This window comes from Mesorhizobium sp. J8 (assembly GCF_016591715.1).
In the GTDB taxonomy this organism is placed as follows: Bacteria; Pseudomonadota; Alphaproteobacteria; order Rhizobiales; family Rhizobiaceae; genus Mesorhizobium.
The window spans coordinates 5,430,074-5,454,188 of sequence record NZ_AP024109.1 but is presented as its reverse complement, the minus strand read 5'-3'; the positions used below and the strand labels follow the sequence as shown (position 1 = coordinate 5,454,188).

At 63.7% G+C, this 24,115-nt stretch carries 18 protein-coding genes and 1 pseudogene; 5 read left to right on the top strand and 14 right to left on the bottom strand.

Going from position 1 to position 24,115, the window contains the following annotated elements:
* Nucleotides 1-128 precede the first annotated feature (128 nt).
* From MJ8_RS26160 to MJ8_RS26135, 6 genes are all read right to left on the bottom strand, one after another.
* Nucleotides 129-1,205, bottom strand: a complete 1,077-nt coding sequence (locus MJ8_RS26160) for an ABC transporter ATP-binding protein (protein ID WP_201411519.1) — start codon at nt 1,203-1,205, stop codon at nt 129-131.
* Nucleotides 1,192-2,130, bottom strand: coding sequence for a PfkB family carbohydrate kinase (locus MJ8_RS26155; RefSeq protein ID WP_201411518.1), 939 nt, complete (start codon nt 2,128-2,130; stop codon nt 1,192-1,194). The genes MJ8_RS26160 and MJ8_RS26155 overlap by 14 nt, the downstream gene beginning before the upstream one ends.
* Nucleotides 2,130-3,146: an SIS domain-containing protein gene (locus MJ8_RS26150; protein ID WP_201411517.1), complete on the bottom strand. Its 1,017-nt coding sequence runs from the start codon at nt 3,144-3,146 to the stop codon at nt 2,130-2,132. Before MJ8_RS26150 ends, MJ8_RS26155 begins: the two co-directional genes overlap by 1 nt.
* Nucleotides 3,147-3,148: 2 nt before the next feature.
* Nucleotides 3,149-3,994: a carbohydrate ABC transporter permease gene (locus MJ8_RS26145; RefSeq protein ID WP_201411516.1), complete on the bottom strand. Its 846-nt coding sequence runs from the start codon at nt 3,992-3,994 to the stop codon at nt 3,149-3,151.
* Nucleotides 3,994-4,878 carry a carbohydrate ABC transporter permease gene (locus MJ8_RS26140; RefSeq protein WP_201411515.1) on the bottom strand — a complete coding sequence of 295 codons (885 nt, stop codon included), beginning with the start codon at nt 4,876-4,878 and terminating at the stop codon, nt 3,994-3,996. The genes MJ8_RS26145 and MJ8_RS26140 overlap by 1 nt, the downstream gene beginning before the upstream one ends.
* Nucleotides 4,879-5,066: 188 nt before the next feature.
* A complete protein-coding gene (locus MJ8_RS26135; protein ID WP_201411514.1) occupies nt 5,067-6,305 on the bottom strand; it encodes an extracellular solute-binding protein in 1,239 nt (412 codons plus the stop codon).
* A gap of 188 nt (nt 6,306-6,493) precedes the next feature.
* Between MJ8_RS26135 and MJ8_RS26130 the strand changes: the two genes are divergently transcribed.
* Nucleotides 6,494-7,720, top strand: a complete 1,227-nt coding sequence (locus tag MJ8_RS26130) for an ROK family transcriptional regulator (protein ID WP_412177076.1) — start codon at nt 6,494-6,496, stop codon at nt 7,718-7,720.
* 13 nt (nt 7,721-7,733) lie between these two features.
* Here MJ8_RS26130 and MJ8_RS26125 read toward each other — a convergent pair.
* Nucleotides 7,734-8,458: pseudogene (locus MJ8_RS26125) on the bottom strand (hypothetical protein).
* A 245-nt stretch (nt 8,459-8,703) separates the two neighbouring features.
* Entirely contained in the window at nt 8,704-9,570 is an 867-nt protein-coding gene (locus MJ8_RS26120; protein WP_201411512.1) for a hypothetical protein, read from the bottom strand.
* Nucleotides 9,571-10,092: 522 nt separating this feature from the next.
* Here MJ8_RS26120 and MJ8_RS26115 point away from each other — a divergent pair.
* The 3 genes from MJ8_RS26115 (at nt 10,093) to MJ8_RS26105 (ending at nt 13,045) form a co-directional block, all read left to right on the top strand.
* Nucleotides 10,093-10,863, top strand: coding sequence for an SDR family NAD(P)-dependent oxidoreductase (locus tag MJ8_RS26115; protein ID WP_201411511.1), 771 nt, complete (start codon nt 10,093-10,095; stop codon nt 10,861-10,863).
* Between the two features lie 18 nt (nt 10,864-10,881).
* The gene (locus MJ8_RS26110; RefSeq protein ID WP_225248047.1) at nt 10,882-11,637 is read left to right on the top strand and encodes an SDR family NAD(P)-dependent oxidoreductase; all 756 of its coding nucleotides are present in this window, start codon (nt 10,882-10,884) and stop codon (nt 11,635-11,637) included.
* Between the two features lie 115 nt (nt 11,638-11,752).
* The gene (locus MJ8_RS26105) at nt 11,753-13,045 is read left to right on the top strand and encodes an RsmB/NOP family class I SAM-dependent RNA methyltransferase (RefSeq protein ID WP_201411510.1); all 1,293 of its coding nucleotides are present in this window, start codon (nt 11,753-11,755) and stop codon (nt 13,043-13,045) included.
* 129 nt (nt 13,046-13,174) lie between these two features.
* On the opposite strand, the gene MJ8_RS26100 is transcribed toward MJ8_RS26105, so the two are convergent.
* From MJ8_RS26100 to MJ8_RS26075, 6 genes are all read right to left on the bottom strand, one after another.
* Nucleotides 13,175-15,937 carry a hypothetical protein gene (locus tag MJ8_RS26100; protein WP_201411509.1) on the bottom strand — a complete coding sequence of 921 codons (2,763 nt, stop codon included), beginning with the start codon at nt 15,935-15,937 and terminating at the stop codon, nt 13,175-13,177.
* Entirely contained in the window at nt 15,934-17,136 is a 1,203-nt protein-coding gene (locus tag MJ8_RS26095) for an SIR2 family protein (protein ID WP_201411508.1), read from the bottom strand. The genes MJ8_RS26100 and MJ8_RS26095 overlap by 4 nt, the downstream gene beginning before the upstream one ends.
* A 381-nt stretch (nt 17,137-17,517) precedes the next feature.
* Nucleotides 17,518-19,551, bottom strand: a complete 2,034-nt coding sequence (locus MJ8_RS26090) for a YgiQ family radical SAM protein (RefSeq protein WP_201415590.1) — start codon at nt 19,549-19,551, stop codon at nt 17,518-17,520.
* A gap of 82 nt (nt 19,552-19,633) precedes the next feature.
* Nucleotides 19,634-20,449, bottom strand: a complete 816-nt coding sequence (locus MJ8_RS26085; protein ID WP_201411507.1) for an alpha/beta hydrolase — start codon at nt 20,447-20,449, stop codon at nt 19,634-19,636.
* A gap of 8 nt (nt 20,450-20,457) precedes the next feature.
* The gene (locus MJ8_RS26080; protein WP_412177075.1) at nt 20,458-21,906 is read right to left on the bottom strand and encodes an NAD-dependent succinate-semialdehyde dehydrogenase; all 1,449 of its coding nucleotides are present in this window, start codon (nt 21,904-21,906) and stop codon (nt 20,458-20,460) included.
* A 57-nt stretch (nt 21,907-21,963) separates the two neighbouring features.
* Nucleotides 21,964-23,190: an iron-containing alcohol dehydrogenase gene (locus MJ8_RS26075; RefSeq protein ID WP_201411505.1), complete on the bottom strand. Its 1,227-nt coding sequence runs from the start codon at nt 23,188-23,190 to the stop codon at nt 21,964-21,966.
* A 218-nt stretch (nt 23,191-23,408) separates the two neighbouring features.
* On the opposite strand from MJ8_RS26075, the gene MJ8_RS26070 reads away from it, so the two are divergent.
* A complete protein-coding gene (locus tag MJ8_RS26070; protein WP_201411504.1) occupies nt 23,409-24,107 on the top strand; it encodes a GntR family transcriptional regulator in 699 nt (232 codons plus the stop codon).
* Nucleotides 24,108-24,115: the final 8 nt, after the last annotated feature.

Below are 24,115 nucleotides of genomic sequence, written 5' to 3'. Positions count from 1 at the left end.
CACGGAAACGGCGAAACGCCTTCTATTTGTTTTAACGCAATTCCGGACGGAAAACCGCCTACACTTTTCCTGGAATTGCTCTATCGAGCGGTTCTGCTTGAAGAAGCCGAACCGCTCGCTATTGCTCCTCAGAAAGCCTTGCCGGTCGGCGGGTCGAACAGGCGAAGCGCGTCTTCGTCGAACGCAAACGCGCATCGCTCGCCCTTCGCAACGCGGGCCTGCGGCGGCAGGGTTGCGGTCAGCCTTTGCGCGCCGATCCGGGCGGTCGTGACCTGCTCGGGCCCGGTCAGCTCGACGACATCGATCTCGACCGGCAGAGACAGTTCGGGGCCGCTGCCTGGCCCAAGACGGAGCGCTTCGGGCCGAATGCCGACAACGACTTTCGCCCCGTCGCGGGCCGCTCGCGCATAGCGCGCGGGCAGCGCCAGCCGCGCATCCGTACCGACGACCGCGAGCTTGCCGTCCTCGACCATCGCATCCAGCATGTTCATCGAAGGCGCGCCGACGAAGCCCGCGACATAGAGCGTCGCGGGCTGGTTGTAGATTTCTTCCGGCGTGCCGAGTTGTTCGATCCGGCCGTCGCGCATAACGGCGATGCGGGTCGCCAGCGTCATCGCCTCGATCTGGTCGTGGGTGACGTAGACGACCGTGGTCTTGAGCATCTCGTGCAGGCGCTTGAGCTCGGTGCGCATTTCCAGGCGCAGCTTGGCGTCGAGGTTGGAGAGCGGCTCGTCGAACAGGAAGACCTGCGGCTTGCGCACCAGCGCCCGGCCGATAGCGACGCGCTGGCGCTGTCCGCCGGAGAGCTGGCCGGGCTTGCGGTCGAGCAGGTTCTCGATCTGCAGGAGCTTCGCCGTCTCGCGCACCGCTTTGTCGCGCTCGGCGGCGGGAACCTTGCGCATCTCCAGGCCAAAGCCGATGTTGCGGCTCACCGTCAGGTTCGGATAGAGCGCGTAGGACTGAAAGACCATGGCGATGTCGCGGTTCTTCGGATGCACGCCAAGCACCGAACGGCCGCCGATCAGCACGTCGCCGCTGGTTGCTTCGGCGAGACCGGCGATGATGTTGAGCAAGGTGGACTTGCCGCAGCCCGACGAGCCGAGCAGCACCAGGAACTCGCCGTTCTCAAGCGCGATGTCGATGCCTTTCAGTGTCTCGACGCTGCCGTAGTTCTTGCGGACATCGCGGATTTCAAGCGCGCTCATGGGCGGCATCCTCGAATTGGATCGGCCCGCCATAGTCGCGGGGCAGGGTTGAGATGGCGCGCGACGCCACCTGAATGGCGGCGCAGAGGCAGTCCTCCAGCGGCCGCCCTTGCGCCAGCGCAGCTAGGAAAGCGGCGTTGAAGACATCGCCGGCGCCGATCGTGTCGACGACGGTGACGCGAGGCGCTGCCGCTTCGATGAGCCTGCCATCGGGGCCGATGGCGATCGCCCCATCCGGCCCACGCTTGACGACGACCGTCGCGCCACTCCTCATGCCGTCGCGGATCTTGCGCGCCGCTTCCGCCGGACTTGCGAGACCGGCCAATGTCGTCGTCTCGACCTCGTTGAAGAGCGCCAGTTCGCAGCGCGACAGCCAGCCGCGCGCAGCGGCGCAGTTCGCCTCGGTCCAACCGTCGATCGGCCAGCCCGTGTCGAGCGCGACGGCGATGCGGTGCGCCTCGGCCCAGTCGAAGAAGGCATCGTAATCGCGCGTCAGGTCGTCGGTGAGGAAAGAGCCGCAGAGCAGCGCATAGCCCCCGGAAAGCCGTTTGCCGTCGACCACCGCGAGCACATCGCCCAGGCTGAAGCGTGGCAGATGGCCGCGCGTGGTGAAGAAGGTGCGCTCGCCGTCAGGATGGGTCATGCCGACCGACAATGTCGTGCCTTCGGGACGAACCGGCCATTTCTGCGCCCGGCGTCCGAAGGCTTCGCGCAGCCACCGCCCGAACTGGTCGTCGCCGAGATTGGCCGCGATCTCGAAATCAATGCCCAGCGCCTGCCATGCAAGCGCCGTGTTGCCGGCCTGGCCGCCGACCCGCAGATCGTCATGGTCGACGACGGTCTCGGTGCCGGCCTTCGGCCAGGGCGCGACCGGCCCGACGATCAGATCGACATTGACGTTGCCGATCACCGCGAGCGGCCGCATCACTCGCTCCTGGTGATCTTGGTGGTGCGCACCGGCGTTCCGGCGTTCTCGACGCGGGAATCGGCGAAGGCGATCATCAGGCGTTGCGCCACCGGCAGCATGGCGAAGATCGCCGCCAGGCCCGTGGCGGGTTTGAAGGTCAGTGTCACGGCACCCGCGACCGGCGGTTTGCCCGAAGCGTCGAAGACGATCAGCGGCGCGCCGGTCTCGACCACGGACAGGGCCATGGCGGTGACGAGGTCGGCGGTCGGATCGTTGGCGCGGAAGAGCACGACGCCAATGCTTGGCCCCAGCATCTCCATCGGTCCGTGGCGCAGTTGGCCGCCTTCGAGCGAGAAACAAGGCAGACGCGACAGCTCGGTGAAGCCGAGCGCCAAGGCTTCGGCTACGCCTTGAAGCTTGCGGCCGGACGTGACGATGGTCGCGACCGTCTTAAGCGCCGCGAGCGCGGCATCGATCTCGACCATCTCAGGCGCCTTGAGCACGGCGAGCGCGCCGGCGGGGTCTTCGCCAAGCGAAGCCAAAATGGCGAGATGCAGGGCGAAGGTCACGGTCAGGCTGCGGGTCGCGGCAAAGGCTAGCTCGGTGCCGCCGGCGCCGACGAGGCAAGGCACGGTACGGCCGAGGAAGGAACCGGCCTCCAGCGTCAGGCCGAAGGTATCAGCCTGCGGAACCGTTTCGGAGAACCACCGCAGCACCTCGGCGCTCTCGCCGGACTGCGAGGTCACGATCACCGTCCTGCCGCCAAGTGGCAGCGGCTGGCCAAGCTGTTCCGAGAGCGGCAGCGCGATGGCGTCGATGCCATGCGCGCGATACAGCGGCTCGACGGCGCGGGCGACGGCATGCGAGGCGCCCATGCCGAGCAGGACAAGCCGGCCGGTCTTCCTGATCGAAGCGGCGACCTTGGCGGCGGCATCCCTGTTATTCTCGAAGGAGGCCAGCGCATCCTCGTGCTGGCGCGCCATTTCGCGGTCGATCGCGACGAGCCCTGCCGGGCGTTTCTTTTGAGCAGTCATGATTATCCTTTCACTCCGCCGCTGGTGAGGCCCGAGATCAGCGCGCGTTGCATGACGAGGCCGATCAGCACCGGCGGCAAGGCCGCGAGCACGCCGGCGGTGGCGATCAGTCCGTAGTCGGAGACGCGGCCGCCGGCGAGATCGGCGATGGCGACGGTCAGCGTCTTTGCCCGCTGATCCGAGGTGAAGAGCAGGGCGTAGAAGAACTCGTCCCAGGCAAGCAGCACGGCAAACAGCGCCGATGTCGCCACCACGGGCGCGGCCAGCGGCAAGGTGATGATGCGCCACGTCTGGAGCAGCCCCGCTCCGTCGATCATCGCCGCGGCCTCGATCTCGCGCGGGATGGAATCGAAGCCCGATTTCATCAGCCAGGTGGTGAAGGGCGCGAGGATCGTCAGATAGATCAGCGCCAGGCCGAAGACGTTGTTGAGCAGGCCGAGCCGGGACAGGCCCATGTAAAGCGGCACGGACAGCGCCACCGGCGGCAGCATGTAGGTGGCGATCACCATCGACAGCGACCATCCCACCGAAGGCGTGCGCGAAACGGCCCAGCCGGCGGGCACGGCAAGGACGACAGCGGCAAGCGTCGCCATGCCGGCGACCTCCAGACTGTTGCGCAGCGATGACGTGAAGGCGGCTCCGGCGCTGTTCTCGGCCCTCGACAGAAGCTGCGCGTAACGGGAGAAGTCGGCCGCCTGCGGCCACCAGCGCAACGACTTGGCGGCGAGATCGGCCGCCGGCGATATGCTCATGACGAAGAGCCAGGCGAGCGGCGCCAGGATCACGGCGGCAAGCAAGATGGCGCAGACGTAGACGAAAGCGGTGAAGACCGGACTCTTGCGTTCCATCAGGCGGCACTCCCGGCGGTCTTCTTGACCAAGGTCGCATAGGCAACGGCGAGCACGGTGACGAGCAGCGTGACGATCAGCGCCAGCGACGCGCCCGAGCCGGCGCGCTGGAAGGAGAAGGCCTCCTGGTAGACGAGGATCGACAGCGAGCGCGTGCTGTTGGCCGGGCCGCCGCGCGTCATCACCCAGATGATGTCGAAGACCTTGAAAGCCTCGATGGTGCGCAGCACCAGCGCCACCATCAACGGGCCTGCAAGATAGGGCAGGATGACGAAGCGGAAGCGGTTGAACGGCCCGGCGCCGTCGACAAGCGCCGCGGCGGTGATGTCGCGCGGCACGGCCTGCAGGGCGGCGAGCGCGATCAGCGCGACAAGCGGAAAATTCTTCCAGCAGTCGGCGACGATCAGTGCCGCGAGCGCCGTGCCCGGCTCGCCCAGCCAGGAGCGATAGTCATCGATGAGATGGAGCTGTGTCAGCGCCGCGTTGAGGGCGCCATATTCGGGATTGTAGATCAGCCGCCATAGCGTCGCGTTGACGACGGTGGGAAGCGCCCAGGGCAGGATCATCAGCCCGCGCAAGATGGCGCGGCCGCGGAATTCCTGGTTGAGCAGGAGGGCCGCCAGCACGCCGAGCACCATCTCGGCCGCGACCGAGATGACGGCGAACCAGGTGGTGGTGATCAGGGTGCGGGTGAAGTTGGAGCTCGTCAGCATCTTGGCGTAGTTGTCGAAGCCAACGTAATTGCCCGCGGTGCCGACCAGTTGGGCATCGGTGAAGGAAAGCCTGACGGTATCGACCAATGGCCAGCCGATGACGGCGACCATGACCACCAGGAGCGGCAGCATCAACAGCCACGCGCGAGTCGTCATCCAGGTGCCTGACATCAGAGGCGCCTCTCTCCTTCATCCGGTCAGAGCGGTCCACCGTTTCACGGAAACGGCGAACCGCTCTATCTCTGTGTTTTTACGCAATTCCGGGCGGAAAACCGCTTCACACTTTTCCTGGAATTGCTCTGGAAACAGCACGGGCGGCGCTCGTGGATGAGGCCGCCCGCCTGTCGAGGAACGCCAGGTCAGAGGCCGCTGTTTTCGGCGGCGGTCTTGAGCGCGTCTTCCGGCGTCGTCTGGCCGAGCAGCGATTCCTGGATCGCCTGCTGCAGCGCCGTCGACAGCTGCTGGTATTTCGGCGTGGTCGGGCGCGGATACATCGCTGCGAGACCGAGCTTGGCGGCGGCGATCAGCTCTTCCTGGCCCTTGGTGACGGCCGGGTCGTCATAGGACGAGGCCCAGATCGGCAGCGAGAGCTTGGCATATTGGTTCTGCGTCGCCTGCGAGGTCATGAACTCGATGTATTTCCAGGCTTCGTCCTGGTGCTTCGACACCGCCGTGATGCCGAGCCCCATGGAGCCGTTGACGGCCGAGACCTCGCTGGTGCCGGCGACGCCCGGCGCCGGCACCACGCCGACCTTGCCGGCGACCTTCGAGTCCTTCGGATCGTTGGCCATGTTGTACATGTAGGTCCAGTTCAGCGCGAAGGCGGCATCGCCGTTCTCGAACACCTTGCGGACGTCTTCCTCCAGGAATTCCTTGGAATTCGGATTGGTCAGGCCCGACTTGTAGCTATCGACCATGTATTTCAGCGCCGCGACGCCGCCGCCATTCTGGAAATCGGGCTTGCCGTCCTTGATGAAGTCGCCGCCATAGGCGCTGACCAGCGTGGTGTAATCGCAGATCGCTGCTTCGGCCTGTGACCAGCTCCAGGCGATCGGCGTCTTCAGCAAGCCCTTGTCCTGGATGATCTTGGCCTGCTGGCCGAGCTCCTCCCAGGTCTTCGGCGGCGCCTTGATGCCGGCCTTTTCCAGGATCTCCTTGTTATAGAAGAGGTATTTGGTGTCGAGGATCCACGGCATGCCGTAATACTTGCCGTCATACTGGACGGTGGTCCAGGCGCCGGGCAGCACGCCCTTCTTCATGTCGTCGGTGATCTTCGACGACACGTCGACCAGCACCTTGTTCGTCGCATATTCGGCCGGCCAGATGACGTCGAAAAGCACCACGTCATAGCCGCCGCCGGATCCCTGCGCGAGCACGGTCTTGTCGTGCAGGCCTTCATAGGGGACGAATTCGAGGTTCACCTTGATGTCCGGATTGGCCTTGGTGAAGGCTTCCGTCATCGAGCGCACGTCGGCCTCGCTATAGGCGGCCTGCGCCATGAAGAGCGCGTTCAAGGTGGTTTCGGCGAAGGCGTGGGGGACGAACAATCCGCCGACGAACACCGCGCCCAGAAGTGTCTTACCGATCGATTTCAGCATTTGTCTTTCTCCCATTTTAGACAGCTGCAAGGGAGCGGCCAGCCGCTTCCCCGAATTCGCTTCGCGTGACCGGATCCGTCCTCAGCGGCGTGCGGCGGGCCCGAAAGCCTTGCCGTCTTCTTGTAGAGCCGCGCGGGCCTGACCTATTAAGTCAATTCGCTTGACTTAATTAGTCGATCAATCCTTTAATGGAGTCAAGAGGGGAAGCGACGGTGCACGATATCAGCTCGATCCGCGCCAAGAGCGGCACCAACCAGGAGGGTACCAGCGCGCATAACCGCCGCGTCATGATCGAGGCGCTGCGGCTCAACGGCGCGCTGTCTCGCGCCGATCTGGCGCGGGCGACACAGCTCACCAAGCAGGCTGTCTCCAACATCGTCGAGGATCTCGAGCGGGACGGCCTGGTCGTGGCGCTGGATGCGGTGCGCAAGGGCAGGGGGCAGCCCTTCACGCCTTATCGGCTGGTTCCGGAGGGTGCTTTTGCGATCGGGCTGCAGATCGACAGGCATTTGACGCGGGTGGTGGTGGTCGATCTCGTCGGCAAGGTGATCGCTCGCGCCGAGGCAGGCCTGCCGCTCGATGAGCCGTCCCCCGGCGTCCAGACCATCCTTGGTCTCGTCGCGGATGTCAGGCGCGAGCTGGTCGGCATTTCCGCGCAGTTCGAACGGCGGCTGGTCGGCCTTGGCGTGGCCATGCCGGGACCTTTCGGGCTGAAGGATTCCGACGACAAATGGATGATGCCCGCCTGGCAGCAATTCCCGCTGCTCGAGACGCTTGCCGCTGGCACCGGATTGAATGTCGGGCTGCAGAACGACGCGGCTGCGTGCGCCACGGCAGAGCGCATCGTCGGAGCCGCGCATGGCGTCGATCATGCGGTCTGCCTTTATGTCGGCTATGGCATCGCCGCGGGGCTTATCCTGAACGGCGAGCTTTACAATGGCGGCAACGGCAATGCCGGCGAGATCGGCAGGGCATTGCTGTCGCCGGCCGGTCCCGGCTCGACGCCGTTGGAGCACCGCGCCTCGCTCGCCTCGCTCTACCAGCATCTTGGCCTCGACCCCACCGAGAGTGGGCTCTACGAGACGCTCGGCGCGCTGGCGCTCGCGCAAGACCCGAGGGTCACAAGTTGGGTCGAAAGAGCCGCGTCCGACCTGCGCTGGAGCGTGCATCTGATCGAGACGATCTTCGATCCGCAAACCGTCATCCTCACCAGCAGCGCGCCCGAGGCGCTGGCCCGGCTGCTGCTTCAGGCCATGCATCCGCTGCTGCCCTCGATCGCGGACCGGCCCGTCCGGCGCCTGCCGCGGTTGCAGCTCGGCAGCACCGATCCCTGGGCAATCGCGGTGGGCGCCGCGGCCGAGCCGATCAGCCGGGCCTTCGATCCGCGTTTCTCCGCTATCCTGAAAGCCGGATAGAAGTGCCTGACGATCAGCCGGTCGCTTGCGTCATGCTGGCGGCGAAGGCCGCGTCGATGATGGCGAGCTTGACCGCTTGGGCGGTTACGTATTCGCCATAGAATTTCTTCGATATCCACATGACCGAGTGGCCGCGCCGTCCGAGCCAACCGACGCTGCCGAGCGCCTCGGCGTCACGCAATTTGCGCGCAAGATGGGTGCGCGACAGCTTAAGCCATCTGGCGAAGTCGCCGATCGACAGCACGCCGGTCGGGATGCGCTCCTCGCCGGCATTCCGCGGGTCGACGCCCGAGATCAGCCAATCCATGACGACGCCGCCATTGTTGAGCCATGTGAACAACGAGAAGGTCTGTTGCGGCTCGCGCACCGGCACGGAGGAAATCAGGCCGTCCGCGATCAAAGGCTGCAATCTCGCCAGCATCTGCGGCTTGCCTGGAATGTTTCCAGCCGGTGCCCGCCGTCAAGAGCATCAAGCGTGCTCAGATGCATCTGGATCCAGCCGATCAACGGCTCCAGGGTGATTACGGGCAGCCGCAAGGGACGAATGCGGCCGTCGTCGCCCGCCGGCCCGACCTCGATGAAATTGTAGTGCTGCATTTCCTTGATAAAGGCATGAGCGGTGTTCCGGCTTGCCACCGCATGCTGAACGGTGACGTCGACAAAACGCGCCGCCGTCAGTTCCTTGCGGTAGTCGCTGGGGTCCCTGCGAAAATACAAGGCAAGACCGATATGGGCCATCAGCCAGCGCTGCTGGGTGGCAAAGACCGAGGAGGCCCGCGGATTTGCTTGATAGGCCTGTTGCATCGCCAAGGCTTGTGCGCGCACGCAATCGAGCAATGCCGGGTGACCGGCAATGTCTTCGTAGGTCAACGCCCCCTCCCAGCTTCCACCCAAAGATGCTGTATGCTCGCATGTTGCGGATAGCAGTTTTGGCCGGCACCCGCCAGCGGGGACCGGTTCCGCAGGCTGCGCCGGTGTGGTGGTCAGCGCCCTTTCAGGGCCGAGAGGCAGGCTTCGAAGGCTGCGTCGACAACGGCCAGCTTGGCTGCCTGGACGGCCATGTATTCGTCGAAGAAGGCCCTCGAAACCCACATCACGGAATGACCGCGCTGGCCGACCCAGCCGATGCTGCCGAGCGCCTCGGCATCATGGAGCTTGCGCGCCAGATGCGTTCGCGAAAGCTTCAGCCAGTGAGCGAATTCGCTGACCGAAATGACGCTGGTCGGTATCCTGTCGAGATGGGCGTCCTCCGGATCGATGCCGGACATCAGCCAGTCCATGACGATGCCGCCGTTGTTCAGCCAGATAAACAACGAGAAGGTCGGTCCGGGCTCCCGCACGCCGTCGCTGGTGAGCAAGCCGTCGGCAATCAGCGGCTGCAGGGTGGGCAACATTTCGGGCTGATCGAGGAAGGTTGCCAGCCGTGGTCCGCCATCTATGCGGTCGAGCGTCGTCAGATGCGCGTAGATCCAGCCGGTGAAGGTCTCGATGGTGCCCGCCGTGACCCGTATTGGGTGAGCGCGGCCGTCGCCGCTGGCCGCAATATATTCGGCGATGTTGTAATGCAGCATCTCCTTGACGAAAGCCTCGGCGGTGTTGCGGCTGGCCACCGAATGGCGGCGCACGACCTCGATGAAGCGCGCCATCGTCATTTCGGTGCGGCGGTCGTGGGGGTCGCGCCGGAAATGCAATGCCAGGCCGACATGGCCAAGCAGCCAGCGCTGCTGGGTGGCAAAGACTGCAGCCAGCCGCGGGCTCGTTTCATAAATATGGATGAGCGCCTTGGCTTGCTCCTGCACACAGCGAAGCGCTGCCGGATGACGGGCGATCTCTGCGGCACTCAACGGCATTTCCAGCGGCACTCCATGCGATTCCAAGCAACGACAAATGAAGATTCCCGATCTTCGCCGGTCGTGTCCAGTTGCCCATTGGAACAACGAACGACTAGGCGGTGAATTTGTTGCTAACTCTTTGCATCGTTTCGGAAAACCCGTCCCAATAATAGTCGGGCCCGCAGCCCTGCGTCGAATTGCGACTCTCGACGGACGGACCCGAGCCCCGGCAACGGACGACCTCGCGGACGCAACCGCCGGGTGGGCCATTGCATATCGATGTGCCGGCCGGCCAGGTTCAATTCACCGCCCTGCTGCAGGCCGCCGGCATGGTTCCGGGTTTTGCGACGACACGCATGTACAAGAGCGGCAAGCTCCGGCAACGCCCCGACGACGGTTTTCGGCATCACGACGCTCGAATTGGGATGATCGCGCGGCACGGCGCGCTGAGATCATTGTTTAACCGGGCTGGTCCATGCGACATGGCCCAATGGCGTGGTTGCCTCTGTCAGGCGCTGCGTTGCACGGAGGTTTAGCGAAATGGCTGGAAGGACGGTCCTGATCGGTGGCGGCGCCGGGGGAATGGGTCTCGCGACCGGACTGCGCTTCGCCGCTGACGGCGAGCGGATCGCGCTTGCCGATCTTGCCGGCCCCAAGCTCGACGCAGCCGTGGCGACGATTGTCGCGACCGGAGCGGATGCGGTGGGTTTGCCGCTCGACATCCGCTCCGTCGCCGCCTGCCGCGACGTGGTGGCCAAGGCGAGCGAATGGGGCGGCGCGATCGACATCCTTGTCAACGCCGCCGGCGTCTGGCTCGAAGGGCCGGCAAACGCGGTCGCGGAAGAGCAGTGGGACCTGGTGCTGGACGTCAATCTCAAGGGAGCCTTCTTCCTGATCTCGGCCGCCATAGAGCATCTGGCGGCGGCGCAAGGCGTGATCGTCAACATCGCCTCCGACGCCGGCATCGTCGGCAACAACGGGGCTTCCGTCTATTGCGCCTCGAAAGGCGGGCTGGTGCTCTTGACCAAGGCTCTTGCCCTGGAACTTGCCCCGCAAGGCATCAGGGTCAACGCCGTCTGCCCCGGCGACACGGCGACGCCGATGATCGAATATCAGGCAAAGACCTATGGCGCAGACGACCCCGACGGCTACAAGCGCCGGCTTCTCGGGCACTATCCGCAGGGCGACAAAGCAAGGTTCATCCAGGTGGAAGAGATCGCTTCCTTCATCCACTATCTTTGCCAGCCGGGCGCGGCGCCGATCACCGGGGCCGCGCTTTCGATCGATTTCGGCGTCAGTGCCGGTTACTGAAGTCGTGGAGGGGTGATCGTGTTCCGCAAATCCCGTAGGGCGTTGGTGACCGGCGCAGGCGCCGCCGACGGCATCGGCATCGCGACGGCGCGGGCGCTTGGCGAAGCCGGTCTTTCGGTCGTCATCACCGCCTCGTCCGCACGCGTCGAGCAACGCGCAGAGGAATTGCGGCGGGAGGGGCTCGATATTAGCGCCTTGGTGGCCGACCTGACGCTTTCCGGCGACGTCGAGCGTTTGCGCTCCGAGGCCGGCGAGATCGATATCCTCGTCAACAATGCCGGGATGGGCACCGTCGCCCAGCCGGCATTGCAGCGCCGGTTTCTCGACCTCAGCGAAAGCGACTGGGACCGTGGCATCGATGTCAGCCTGAAGACCGCCTTCTTGAGCACGCGCGGATTCCTGGCCGGCATGGTGCGGCGCGGTCATGGGCGCGTCGTCAACATGGCCTCGGTCACCGGGCCTTACGTGTCCAACGAAGGCGAGGCCGCCTATTCCGCGGCCAAGGCTGGCATGATCGGGCTGACGCATGCGCTTGCCCTGGAGGTCGGCCGCAGCGGCGTCACGGTCAATGCCGTGGCGCCGGGCTGGATCGCGACCGGCGCTTCGACCCCGGAGGAACTCGTCGCCGCCCGGAACACGCCGCTTGGCCGCGCCGGCAGCCCCGCGGAAGTCGCGGCCGCCGTGCTGTTCCTGGCCTCCGATGCGGCGAGCTATGTCAACGGCGCGGTCCTCGTCGTGGATGGCGGCAACATCTTGCAGGAACGCAAGGGGTGAGCGCTGGGACGCGCGACCAATAGTCAGGAGCAGTTCCGTCGACTATACAGCCGTTTTTCAGCCTGATCGCCGTTCCGTGACCCCTGCCGCCCGCCTGCAAGCCACAATCGAACTTATGGATGAAGTCGATAGCGTTCCGCGTCCCGCGGATGCCGTCGTCTCGGCCTGGTTTCGGGCCCGGCGCCATATCGGCGACAGGGACCGTGGCCAGATTCTGGAGTTGCTCTATGCGCTCCTGCGGCATCATGCGCGGCTTGGCTGGTGGTTGGCCAGGCACGGGCGCGAGGATAGGCCCCGCAACCGGCTGCTTGCATGGCTGACGCTGAAGGAAGGCAGGGCGCCCGATCAGATCAAACGCCTGTTCGATGGCGCGAAATTCGCGCCGGCCATGCTGACGGGTCAAGAGCACGCGCTGCTGGTCAAATTGCAGGGATGCGCGATCGACCATCCCGGCATGCCGGAAGAGGTGCGCCTCGAATGCCCATCCTGGGCGGCCGATCCCCTGCGACGCCGTTTCAGGGAGACGTTCGGGAGCGAGATGGCCGCGTTGCTGACGCCGGCGCCGCTCGATTTGCGCGTCAATCCGATCAAGTCGACGCGCGAGGCCATGCTCGGCGCGCTGAAGGATCTTGGCTTGCGGGCGCAGCCGTCGGCCTTGGCTTCGTACGGCATTCGTGTGCAGGAGCGGCCCTCGCTGGCGAGCCTGCCGATGCTGAAGAATGGCGAGGTCGAGATCCAGGACGAGGGTTCGCAGCTTGTCGCCATGCTGGTCGATGCCCGGCCGGGCGAGCGCGTGGTCGATTTCTGCGCCGGAGCCGGCGGCAAGACGCTGGCCATCGCCGCGCAGATGAACAATAAGGGCCATGTCGTCGCCTGCGACGTCATGGAAGGCCGATTGAAGCGCGGCGCCGAGCGCTTCCGACAGGCGGGATTGCACAATATCGAGACCAGGCTTCTGGCCAGCGAGACGGATCGCTGGATCAAGCGCCACAAGGGTGGTTTCGATCGCGTGCTGGTGGACGCGCCGTGCAGCGGCACCGGTACATGGCGACGCAATCCCGACGCGCGCTGGCGCCCGCAGGAGGAACAGGGTTTGGACAAGCTCGTGTCGCTGCAAGCCCGGATACTGGCGAGCGCCGCGCGCCTGGTGAAGCCCGGCGGAAGGCTGGTCTACGCGACATGTTCCATGCTGTCGGAAGAGAATGAGGACCAGGTGGCCGCGTTCCTTGCGGCCCATCCCGCTTTTCGTGCCGTGCCGCTCAGCGAGGCCGCGCCGCAGCTGACGAATTCAGCCCATGCCGACTATCTGTCGCTGACGCCCGCGCGCAATGACACTGACGGCTTCTTCGCCGCTGTTATGCGGCGAGAGGAGGCGCCGCGACCGAGCGAGGCTAAACCAGGACCATGATTGTGTGGCCAGCCAACCGGGCTAATGCTCGAGGCTGCCGAGTGGCCACTCAAAGCAGTTCTCGATCCAGTCTTTGAATGGCCTGAATGGGGCCGAGAGCAGACCGACGGCTTCTGGCAATCACACGGTTCAACGACGAGCGGAGGTGGAGAGGCGCCGGAAGGCAGGTTCATCGGCAAGAGAGGGCGCTACGAACCGAATCTGATCCAACGCATCGGTGAGATCGTCGGGAATGACGGCGCCCTCCGAAGTTCCCACGGTGAGATCGAGCAATCGCAACAATGCTCTTGCCTTGTCCTCGTCGTTGATGATCGCGAGCTTCTTCGCTTCGCCCTCGTCGCCGTAGAGGCCGTAGTTGAGCATCGACCAGCACTCAAAGGGCACGAGGAAGCGTGCGATAGTGTCAACAGCTTCGGCGAAAGCCTCTTCTGAGGTGGCGGGAAGATCGGCAAGTGCGCCGCTGACGCCTGGAGTTGCGAGTGAGCGCTCTTGTGGCCAAACGTCGCGAAGGAAGGGCGCAGCTGCGGACCGGAACAGTGCCGCAGCGGAAGCTGCGTTGTCTGGTTCTTCGCCCTCAGGCCGGCCTTCCTCGGGAACCTTCTTGGACAAATCGCGGACGAATTGCTGGATCGCGCTCGCCGCCGATGCGCGAACCTCGTCATCAAGTGTGCGCAACATTTGTTGAATCCGCGGATTGGGTACGGCGGATTCCCGCCCCTCACGGAAAGCGTGAAGCGACTCGATGACGATGCTGAACACCAGGCTTCGCCGCGTCTCCCGCCCTAGCCGGCGATCTGTCGCTCGCTCCGCCATTGCGCCGCCGATAATCTTCAAGACCTCGGTGAAATGGGTACGCCGAGCAATAGCGCGCCAGAGCGCGAGCGACGCCCCGTCGTCGTTCAGTAGCGGGACAATCAGATGCTCCTGTGTCCAGTCCGGGTCAGCATGGAGGAAGTAAGGCAGTGCCTCGATTAAGCGATGCCGAGCGATCAGTCCGCTTCGCCCGGTTGATGCAATCACGACATCGCGCATCTGTCTTTCAACCGAGCCAATAGCAAATGCCTGTGAATCGGGCGTGATAGTTGGGCATGCCGCCAAGAAAACACCGACAAGTTTTCCAGCGGGCGTGTTGAGCGTGTCGAGATCCATCGGCTCCCGATCGTCGTCCACGGAACGGGCAGTGACGCTGAGATTGGCATCATCGCCTTTCTCTGGCCTGATATTGGTTGCCTCAACGGCAATCGGCCAAGTTCGCAACCACACGGGCAATCCCAGCGGTTTGGAGACGATCTGCTCTTTCCACGCGTCCAGCCAAGCACTGATGCCTTCTATCGACGCTGATAGCGTCTCTTCCGACAGTTGGTTCAGGAGCGCTAGGACTCTTACTGCCTCGCTCTGAAGATCACGTGGCGCCGCGCCCGCAGGTTCTGGCGAATTTGGAGAATGTGCCCAACCGAAACGGTTCCAGACTCTGGGGAAGTCATCTACGCCATTCCCTGCGGCTTCGAAATCTCCGAGGACAAGTGCTGCCTTTTCAGGTTGTTGCAGCCAATCATTCGCCCGTTCAGCGGGGTCGTCATCCCAGCCGCCGCGGCTCGTTGAAAGCGCCGTCTCAAGCGCGCGCAGACGCGGTACCCCCTCAACGATATTGTACCGATCGTCGGGGTTCGGAGGAATCCACCTTGCGGTTGCCGCCTCCGGAAAACCTGCATCGATTGTCATCTCGGCAAGATCGGCAAATTGCGGGATTCGTGCGTCGAGCCATGACTTCGAACTTGGTGGCAGTTGGCCACCCGCCACCTCTATACGCTTCAGCTCGCGAACAGACCAGTAGAGGCGTGCGTTCTTGACTTTTGCCGCCTCAGCCTTCTTTGGCCAATGATCCCGCGGAGGACCGATTTGGATGCGTTCGGTAATGGCTTCTTGGGTTCTCTGATTCAGATCGCCAAAACGCGTTGCCCGAAGCTCAGCGATCTCGGGAAACACATGCAAGTCCCAGAACTTGCGATCATCGAGCCTTACGAGGAAGGACCCGACCTGCTCAGCCGAGGTCAACTGCGAGTTCCGAGACATGGCAGCCCACAGGCGAACGTGCACCGGGGAGTCAACCAGGCTCCATCGCATCAGAAATGGCCGCGCGGCGTCTGGGTCTAGTTCAGCAATCCGCGCGACAACGGCATGGAGGAGCTTTACGGAGGGGGCGATCCCGTGATGGTAGGAATCCGGGTCTTTGCTTTGGCCAGCCTGCGCGGCAGAGGTCACGTAGTAGACCCTCCCCAAATCTCCGAGCTGCCACAAGCGCCGCTGCCCATCCCATCCGAGCCGTCGAGCGATATCGAGGCCGTGCAGAATTGCGGCTTCAAGAGCACTGGCTACCGACTTTAGGAATTGGATGTCTGATACGTTGGCGAGTTGAAGCAATTTCAGATCGATTAGATCGCCGCTCGTCAGGCTCGCAGAAAGGAGATGTTCGAAAGACTTAGGGGACCGCGGCTTCTTGACAAATTGCCAGCGCCAGGAATCAATCGGTTCCACTTTGAGGCGCGGAGCAACAAGATTCACGACGGCGGAAACAACCGCACCAGAACGATCGCCGGCACGCAGGCGCTTCTGGATGCCATAGATCGCCGTTCCATCATCTCTCTCGGAATAACCGGAGGACCAGCTTTCTTCGACCAAGCGCCAAGCAGTTGCCCAGGGTTCCTGCAAGTCCCGCGCGCCGGGACTGTTCAGCAAGTCTTCAACGGCAATTCGTTCAACACGCTGATCCGGTCCCAGGCTCAGTGCCCAGTTGATCGTACCTTGCTCTGCTAAGCGCTTGTGCAGAAATGCGATCGTTGCTCGGAACGTGTCCCGATCCTGCGGGTCGAGATAGGCCCAGGGTCGGATCATGATTTCCGCCCCCGCTCTTTTTCACTAGCGATTTTCACGATGGCATCGAGCCAACCAATGTCCGCCTTCGCGTCAGATACTAGCGATGCTAACCGCACCCGTTCGCTTGCATTGCTTCGGCGAAAAAGGTGATCATATAAGTCGCGATCAGGTTCTGGGGCTGCCGCCCGGGTTGCCTTGACGATGCGGCGAAGCTCCGCGTCGATCTTTGCTTTCCTTCCATTTATGGCCGACAGTTCAGACCATCGGTCAAGCGTTTCCAGTAACGCATTGTGATTGCCATTGGAGTCGTAGTGAACCGGCGTGATCCCGCGCGCCTTCCAGTCCTCCAATGATACTGGATCGGGCGCGTTTGTGCCGAAGAAGGTGAACCGCTCTTTTAAGTCGTCAAAGCGACTGCCATCGGCAGCCACTGCATTCAGCAGGTAACGCATCGGTGGATCGTTTGCGCTATATCCGACCAGGACAAGGTGAAAGAGGCGGGCCGCATCGTATATGAAATCAGGCACGACTCGCCGCCGCAGGTAGAATTCACCGAAATCCTGATCCGACAACACGAGCTCGGAAAAACGAGACAGGTTTTTGTCCAGAGCGCCATGTATGTGAAGCACACCCGAGAAATCCATCTGCCTAGAAGGCCTGGGTATAGAACCCAATGCATAGGTTTGGACGGGCGATCGAAGCCGCTGAGATGCTACTTCGAGTAGCAGATCAAAATTCGTGGTGACAATGGTCCTGACCCCGCCTCGGTCTGCGAGGCGCATGAGTGCCCGATGAATCGGCGCAGGATCGTTGGCGCCGGATCGGAGACGTGCAGCGACTTCACGCCTGACTTGGCTGTCACCGCGGGTTCGATCGTCAAGACGCCGTTCAAGCATGCCCAGGACAACGTCATAGTCGCCGACAATGAACCGCTTAACTTCAGCCGTCTGGCGTTCGGTCAAGCCAGAACAATCGACTTGCCACTGGTTACACACGCCAGCGGGCAAACCTGCCAAGACGGCATGAACGCCAGTGTCCAGACGCGCGTACATGTCGACTACGAGTTCACGAAAATCAGGAAGTCCTGCAGGTCTCGAAATCCCTGCGCCACAAATGAATAGGACTTCGCCACGAGCATGGGCTAAAAGAAGGCGCTCAGGAATCGCAGCTAGCCCACTGCCAAGAGAAATTACGCGATCTTCTATATCCGGCTTCACCGCACAGCCTTTGATCGTTTAGAGCAACTCGAAGTTGCCTTGACGGTCCTTCTTGTAGCTGCGAGGTACTGCGCCACACAATGTCTGGTGGGTGTTCCTCAACAACATAAACTTCACGTGTTATGCCCGCCCAGTCTCCGGCTCGACAGCGATCTCTGCCATGACGTCACAATGTCGCTCCCGACCGGCACCAAGTCGAATCGCACGACGCGCAAAAAAAGCCACCGGAATGTCTGCTCCTGAGCGAAGGCAAGGTTCGCCGCTACGACCGACATGAGGCGCCGAGTTGCCATCGAAGCCAGATCTGCTAGCTCGAACCGCCACTCGGCTGGTCAGCTATGCTGACGGCGCGCTACAGAGAGACCACCGGCCCCTATCGCCTCACTTCTTTGGAAAGGGCACGCCCTTCGTGGTGAACCTCTGCCCTCTGCCGATGGGGCGCACCGGGCGCTTGGTGGCGGCGGCCTTGCCGGTTCCGGGCGGCTGGTGGGCGGGCACGAGCTGGTCGGGGCGAGGGCCGATAAGGTCGGCGCGCCCCATTTCCTTCAAGGCATCGCGCAGCAGCGGCCAATTGTCGGGATCGTGGTAGCGCAGGAAGGCCTTGTGCAGACGGCGCTGCCGCCCGCCGCGAACGGTCTCGACCTTGTCGGTCGCGCCGCGCCTCACGCCCTTCAGCGTGTTGACACCGGTATGATACATGGCCGTTGCGGTCGCCATGGGCGAAGGCAGGAAGGTCTGCACCTGGTCGGCGCGATAGCGGTTCTTCTTCAGCCAGAGCGCCAGGTGCAGCATGTCCTGGTCGGTCGTGCCGGGATGGGCGGCGATGAAATACGGAATGAGATAGTATTTCTTGCCGGCTTCCTTGGCGGCTGCGTCGAACATCTCCTTGAAGCGGTCATAGGTGCCGATGCCGGGCTTCATCATCTTGTCGAGCGGCCCGCGCTCGGTGTGCTCGGGCGCGATCTTGAGGTAGCCGCCGACGTGGTGGGTCACCAGTTCCTTGACATATTCGGGGCTTTTGACGGCCAGGTCGTAACGCACGCCGGAGGCGACCATCACCTTCTTGACGCCCTTGACCTCGCGGACTTTGCGGTAGAGCCGGATCAGGTCGTCATGCGAGGTGTTGAGGTTGGGGCAGATGTCGGGAAACACGCAGGACGGCAGGCGGCAGGCCGCCTCGATCTTGGGGTCCTTGCAGGCCATCCGGTACATGTTGGCGGTCGGTCCGCCGATATCGGAGATCACGCCGGTGAAGCCGGGGGTCTTGTCGCGGATCTTCTCGATCTCGCGCAGGATCGAGCCCTCGGAGCGGTTCTGGATGATGCGGCCTTCATGCTCGGTGATCGAGCAGAAAGTGCAGCCGCCGAAGCAGCCGCGCATCACCGTCACCGAGAACTTGATCATGTCCCAGGCGGGGATCTTGGCATCGCCATAGGACGGGTGCGGGGCACGCGCGTAGGGCAGGTCGTAGACGGCGTCCATCTCGTCGGAGGTCAGCGGGATGGGCGGCGGATTGAGCCACAGGTCGCGGTCGCCATGGCGCTGGACGAGCGGGCGGGCATTGCCGGGGTTGGCTTCGCGATGCAGCACGCGCGAGGCGCGGGCATAGGCATCGCGATCGCCCTCGACCTGCTCGAAAGACGGCAGCCGGATCACGATGTCGCCGGGCTTGCGGCTGGCGCCCTCGTCGGCGGAATCGAGATCGTCGGCATGGAGTTCGGTGAAGTGCTCGGGCACGCGGCGGAACAGGGCGACGCCCCTGATGCTATCGAGATCGCGCGGCGTGTCGCCGGCGGCAAGCCGGTTCGCCACCTCGACGACGGCGCGCTCGGCATTGCCGTAGATCAAGAGATCCGCCTTGGCGTCGGCCAGGATCGAGCGGCGTACCTTGTCGGACCAGTAGTCGTAATGGGCGATGCGGCGCAGCGAGGCTTCAATGCCGCCCAGCACGACCGGCACGTCCTTGTAGGCCTCGCGGCAGCGCTGCGTATAGACAATCGTGCAGCGGTCCGGTCGCTTGCCGCCTTCGCCACCCGCCGTATAGGCGTCGTCATGGCGCAGCTTGCGGTCCGAGGTGTAGCGGTTGACCATGGAATCGAGGTTGCCCCCGGTGACGCCGAAGAACAGCCTCGGCCTACCCAGCGCCTTGAACGGCTCGGCCGACTGCCAGTCGGGCTGCGAGATGATGCCGACCCGAAAACCCTGGGCTTCGAGCAGGCGGCCGATGATGGCCATGCCGAAGCTCGGATGATCCACATAGGCATCGCCCGTGACGAGCACGATGTCGCATTCATCCCAACCGAGCGCCGTCATCTCGGCGCGGCTCATCGGCAGGAACGGCGCTGCCCGCCCGGCATGAGGCTTGCCGCCGGAGAGCGGAGCTATGTTTTTCTGGGCGTCGGCTAGGGTTTCCATCGGCGACGTATAGGACGCCGCCACGGCGAATTCAATTAACCTCGATTTGGGCTTCGAAAGCTGTCGCTCCAACGATTGACCTTCACCTGCCCAGCAGACTGGCCATCAACCGCTCGGCCTGGGTACCGGCCACGCCAAGGTCGCGAACGCTGCTCATGTGGTTGGCCGCCGCAAGACTGGTGCGGGAGACGACCAGCCCCTGCATCTGGAGCCTTTCGGCGAAGGTCGCGGCCTGCCGATGGAAAGGCAGCGTTTCATTGGCGCCGACAGCAAGCTCGACATGCACGGACGGATCGAAGTTATGGTTGATCGGAGAGAACCGCTCAACCTCCTCATCGGTGATAGCAATCTCAGGCGCGAGGAACGACTCCTGCAACGGCCTTAAATCGTAGATGCCACCGAGCAGAAGCGCGCCTTTGATACCCGATGGCCGGCTGGCGTCGTCGAAGAGCATCGTCGCGAGGTGCGCCCCGGCGGAATGGCCGCTAACGGTCAACCTGCCGGGGTCGCCGCCGTGGCTTTCGATGTGTTCATCCACCCAGCGCTTGGCGCGGCGTATCTGGTCGACGATCGTGGCCATCCTCACCGCCGGCATCAGGGCGTAGCCCAGGATGACGGCGATCACTCCAGCTTTGGCTACAGGCTCCGCGACGTAGGAATAGTCCGTCTTGGAGAACATGCGCCAGTAGCCGCCATGAATGAAGATATGCACCGGCAGCCGATCGCGCCTGCCTTCCGGGAAAAATAGGTCCAGAGTTTCAGCGCGATCCGCCCCGTACGCCACGTCGGCGACCATGGGGATTTTCGCCCGAACCTCCTCGCTTCTGCGGCGGATCTCGGCGACGATATCGTCGAACTCCGGGACGTGATCGCGCGTGCGGAATGGATCTTTCGCCATCTGTCTCATCAGATCGTCACGGCGATATACTTCGCCTCCATGAACTCGGCTATGCCGTGCTTCTGGCCGCCCTCGCGCCCAAGCCCGCTCTGCTTGACCCCGCCGAACGGCGCGGCAGGGTCGGACATCAGACCGCGGTTGAGCGCGATCATGCCGGACTCGATCTTCGATGCCATGCGCATGCCTTTGGCAAGATCGCGCGTGTAGATATAGGCGGCGAGGCCATATTCGGTGTCGTTCGCCTTTGCGATGACTTCCGCATCATCCTCGAAGCGGCTGATTGGCGCCACGGGACCGAATATCTCCTCATGAGCCATTGCGGCGTCGGCCGGCACGTCGCTCAAGACCGTCGGCGGGTAGAAAAATCCCTTGCCTTCAGCGATCGCGCCGCCGCACAGGATCTTTGCGCCGCGGGCAACTGCGTCCTGGACGAGCCGATCAATCTTGTCCACGGCCTTCCTGGTGATCATCGGCCCGCATTCGGTGTCCGTGTCCGTGCCCGGGCCGACGGCGAGCGCCGCCATACGCTTGCGCAGGCCTTCCGCGAACGCGTCGTGGATACCCGCCTGGACGTAGAGCCTGTTGGCCGCGGTGCAGGCCTCGCCGGCGTTGCGCATTTTGGCGATCATCGCGCCGTCGAGCGCCGCCTCGAGATCGGCGTCGTCGAGCACGATGAACGGCGCATTGCCGCCAAGTTCCATCGAGCAGGAAATGACGTGTTTCGCCGCCTCGGCCAGAAGCACGCGGCCGATGCCGGTCGAGCCGGTGAAAGACAGCTTCCGCACCCGCGCGTCGGCCAGCATGGCCGCTGTCACCGGCCCTGGTTTCGAGGTGGTGATGACGTTGACGACGCCGGGCGGCACGCCGGCCTCCTCATAGAGGGCCGCAAGCGCGTAAGCCGTCAGCGGCGTCTCGCTGGCGGGCTTCAGGATCACGGTGCACCCCGCGGCAAGCGCCGGCGCGATCTTGCGCGTGGCCATCGCCGCCGGGAAATTCCATGGCGTTATCAGAACGCAAATGCCGATGGGCTGATAGTCGACCACGATCCGGTTCGTGCCCGACGGCGCAAGGCCGAACTCGCCGCTGATGCGAACCGCTTCCTCCGCGTTCCAACGGAAGAATTCGGCCGCATAGGCGACTTCGCCGCGCGCATCGCGCAGGGCCTTGCCGTTCTCCAGCGAAATCAACGCGGCCAAGGTCTCGGCACGTTCGGTCATCAGTTCGAAGCACCGCCTCAGGATCTCCGAGCGCTTGCGCGGCGGGGTCTCGCGCCATCCGGCCGCTGCCTGTGCCGCCGCCTCGACCGCCGCCGCGGCGTCGGCGAGCGTCGCGTCCGGAACCGCGGCGATTACAGCCTCGGTCGACGGGTCGACCACTTCGATGACGCGGCCGTCGGAGGAGGGGCGCCATTTCCCGCCGATGTAAATGCCTTGCGAGAACGGGATGTATTCGGACATGTCAGGATCCTGATCGACTGGTGTCTGGGAAACATTCATTGGAATCGGGCCCCTTCGTCACATCGTCGCGACCGACATGTCGCCGCTATGGGCAGCCCTGACCAGGCGCTGCATTGCGGGCAGATCGAAGGGGCGGGGATTGTTCTTGATCAGCCGGTCGATGCCGAGCGCCTGTTCCGCCGTCCAGTCGATCTTCTCCTCGGGAAGGCCGAGCTCCGCCAGCGTTCGTGTGATGCCGATGGCGTTGAACAGTCGCGCGACTTCCGTGATCGCGGCATCGGCCAGCTGATCGGCATCGCCGTCCTTGCGCGGCAGGCCGAGCGCAATGCCGATTTCCGCGATCTCGGAGGTTGCCGCGGGCAGATTGTAGTGCATCACATAAGGAAGCATCGTCGCGACGCCCAGGCCGTGCGGCGTGTGCGTGAGCGCGCCGACCGGATACTGCACCGCATGCGCAGCCGCCGTTCCCGCGGTGCCAAAGGCGCAGCCGGCGGCCAATGCTCCCATCATGACATCGGCGCGCGCGTCCTCGTTGAAGCCGTCGCGATAGGCTGCTTCGAGGCTGCGGCCCAGGAGCCTGATCGCCAAAAGGGCGAAATGATCGGTCAGCGCGCTTTTACCGACGAAGACATGGCGTTGCGGCAGGTCGGCATCTGCGCCGCGTTTTGCCGCGGTGAAAGCTTCGATCGCATGGGTGAGCGCGTCGGCGCCGGCAATGGCTGTGAGCGATGGGGGACAACTCGCCGTCAGGTCGGGGTCGCACAACGCGACCGCGGCGATGAGATGCGGGCTGGAGATGCCGACCTTGAGCGTCCGCTCCGGATCGGAGATGACCGCGACGGGAGTGACTTCGGAGCCAGTGCCGGCCGTGGTCGGCACCGCGATAAGGGGAAGGACAGGGCCCGGCACCTTGAACTCGCCATAGTAATCCTGGAGCTGGCCGCCATGGCTGATGAGCAGCCCGGCGCATTTGGCCATGTCGAGGCAACTGCCGCCACCGACGCCGATCACCATGTCCGGACCGAATCCCTTCGCCTCGGCGATACAGTCGCCCACGCTGTCACGCGGCACATCCGGCAAGGTGCGGTCATAGACGAGCGTGTCGATCCGGGCAGCCTTCAGCCGATCGAGCATCTCGATGAACTCGGACGTTCCGGCAAGCCGTTCATCCGTGCAGATGAATGCGCGCCGGCCATATCGGCTGGCAATGGCTGGCAGCGCATGGCGCTGGCCTTTGCCGAAGAGGATTTCGCGCGGCAGGCGCGCGGCTGCAAAAAGGGTCATGGACTGAGATCTTTCGAAAGGGACTGATGGAAAGTGTCGTGTGCATCGGGTGAGTGGCCTTCAGTTCGGAGGCCGGTGCGTTGTCGACTTTCGTGCCCGCATCGTTGAATGCGAGCGAGAGGTTTCATCCGTTCATATCCTCTATAAAATCGTATAGGATATCCTATTGAATTGGCCGGAGCATCATGTTAGGGCTTGCTCCTGTCAAGAGGTATCCGATGGAAAATCCCGATCTGACGGTTGAAACCGAAGCTCGCTCAAGCGGCCGCATCCAGCGCGCCAACAGCTTGGCGGGCGATGTTTACGAAGCGATCTTCGCGCAGTTGATGTCGCTGAAGATTCCGCCGGGATCGCGCATTACAGTCGACAACCTCGTCAGGGAATTCGACGTTTCACACACGCCTATTCGCGAAGCGCTCGGGCGGTTGGAGGGCGAGGGCCTGGTCGTCAAGACCCATTTGATCGGCTATCGCGCGGCCCCGCAAATCACGCGGCGCCGGTTCGATGAGCTTTATGAGCTTCGCCTTCTGTTGGAGCCCGCTGCCGCCGCCAAGGCTACGGCGGCGCTGGATGAAGAGCGCCTCGCGGTCTTGCAGGAAGCGGCGGGCGTCATGGCCCGGCGGGTGGGGAAGGACGAGCGCCTGCGCTATTCCAACTTCGCGCGGCAGGACGCGATCTTTCACGACAAGATCATGGAATTCGCGCAGAACGAGCTCATCCGCGAGACGCTGAGCCACCAGCATACCCACTTCCATATCTTCCGCCTGATGTACCACTCGCGGGTCACTGAAGAAGCGTTGGACGAGCACGAGGCGATCCTCTCCGCATTCGCCGCGGGCGACGCAAGCGGCGCCGCGGACGCGATGCGCGTCCACATCGAGAACTCGCGGGACCGGCTCCTGCCTGCCTTCGAGTGACAGGTCCT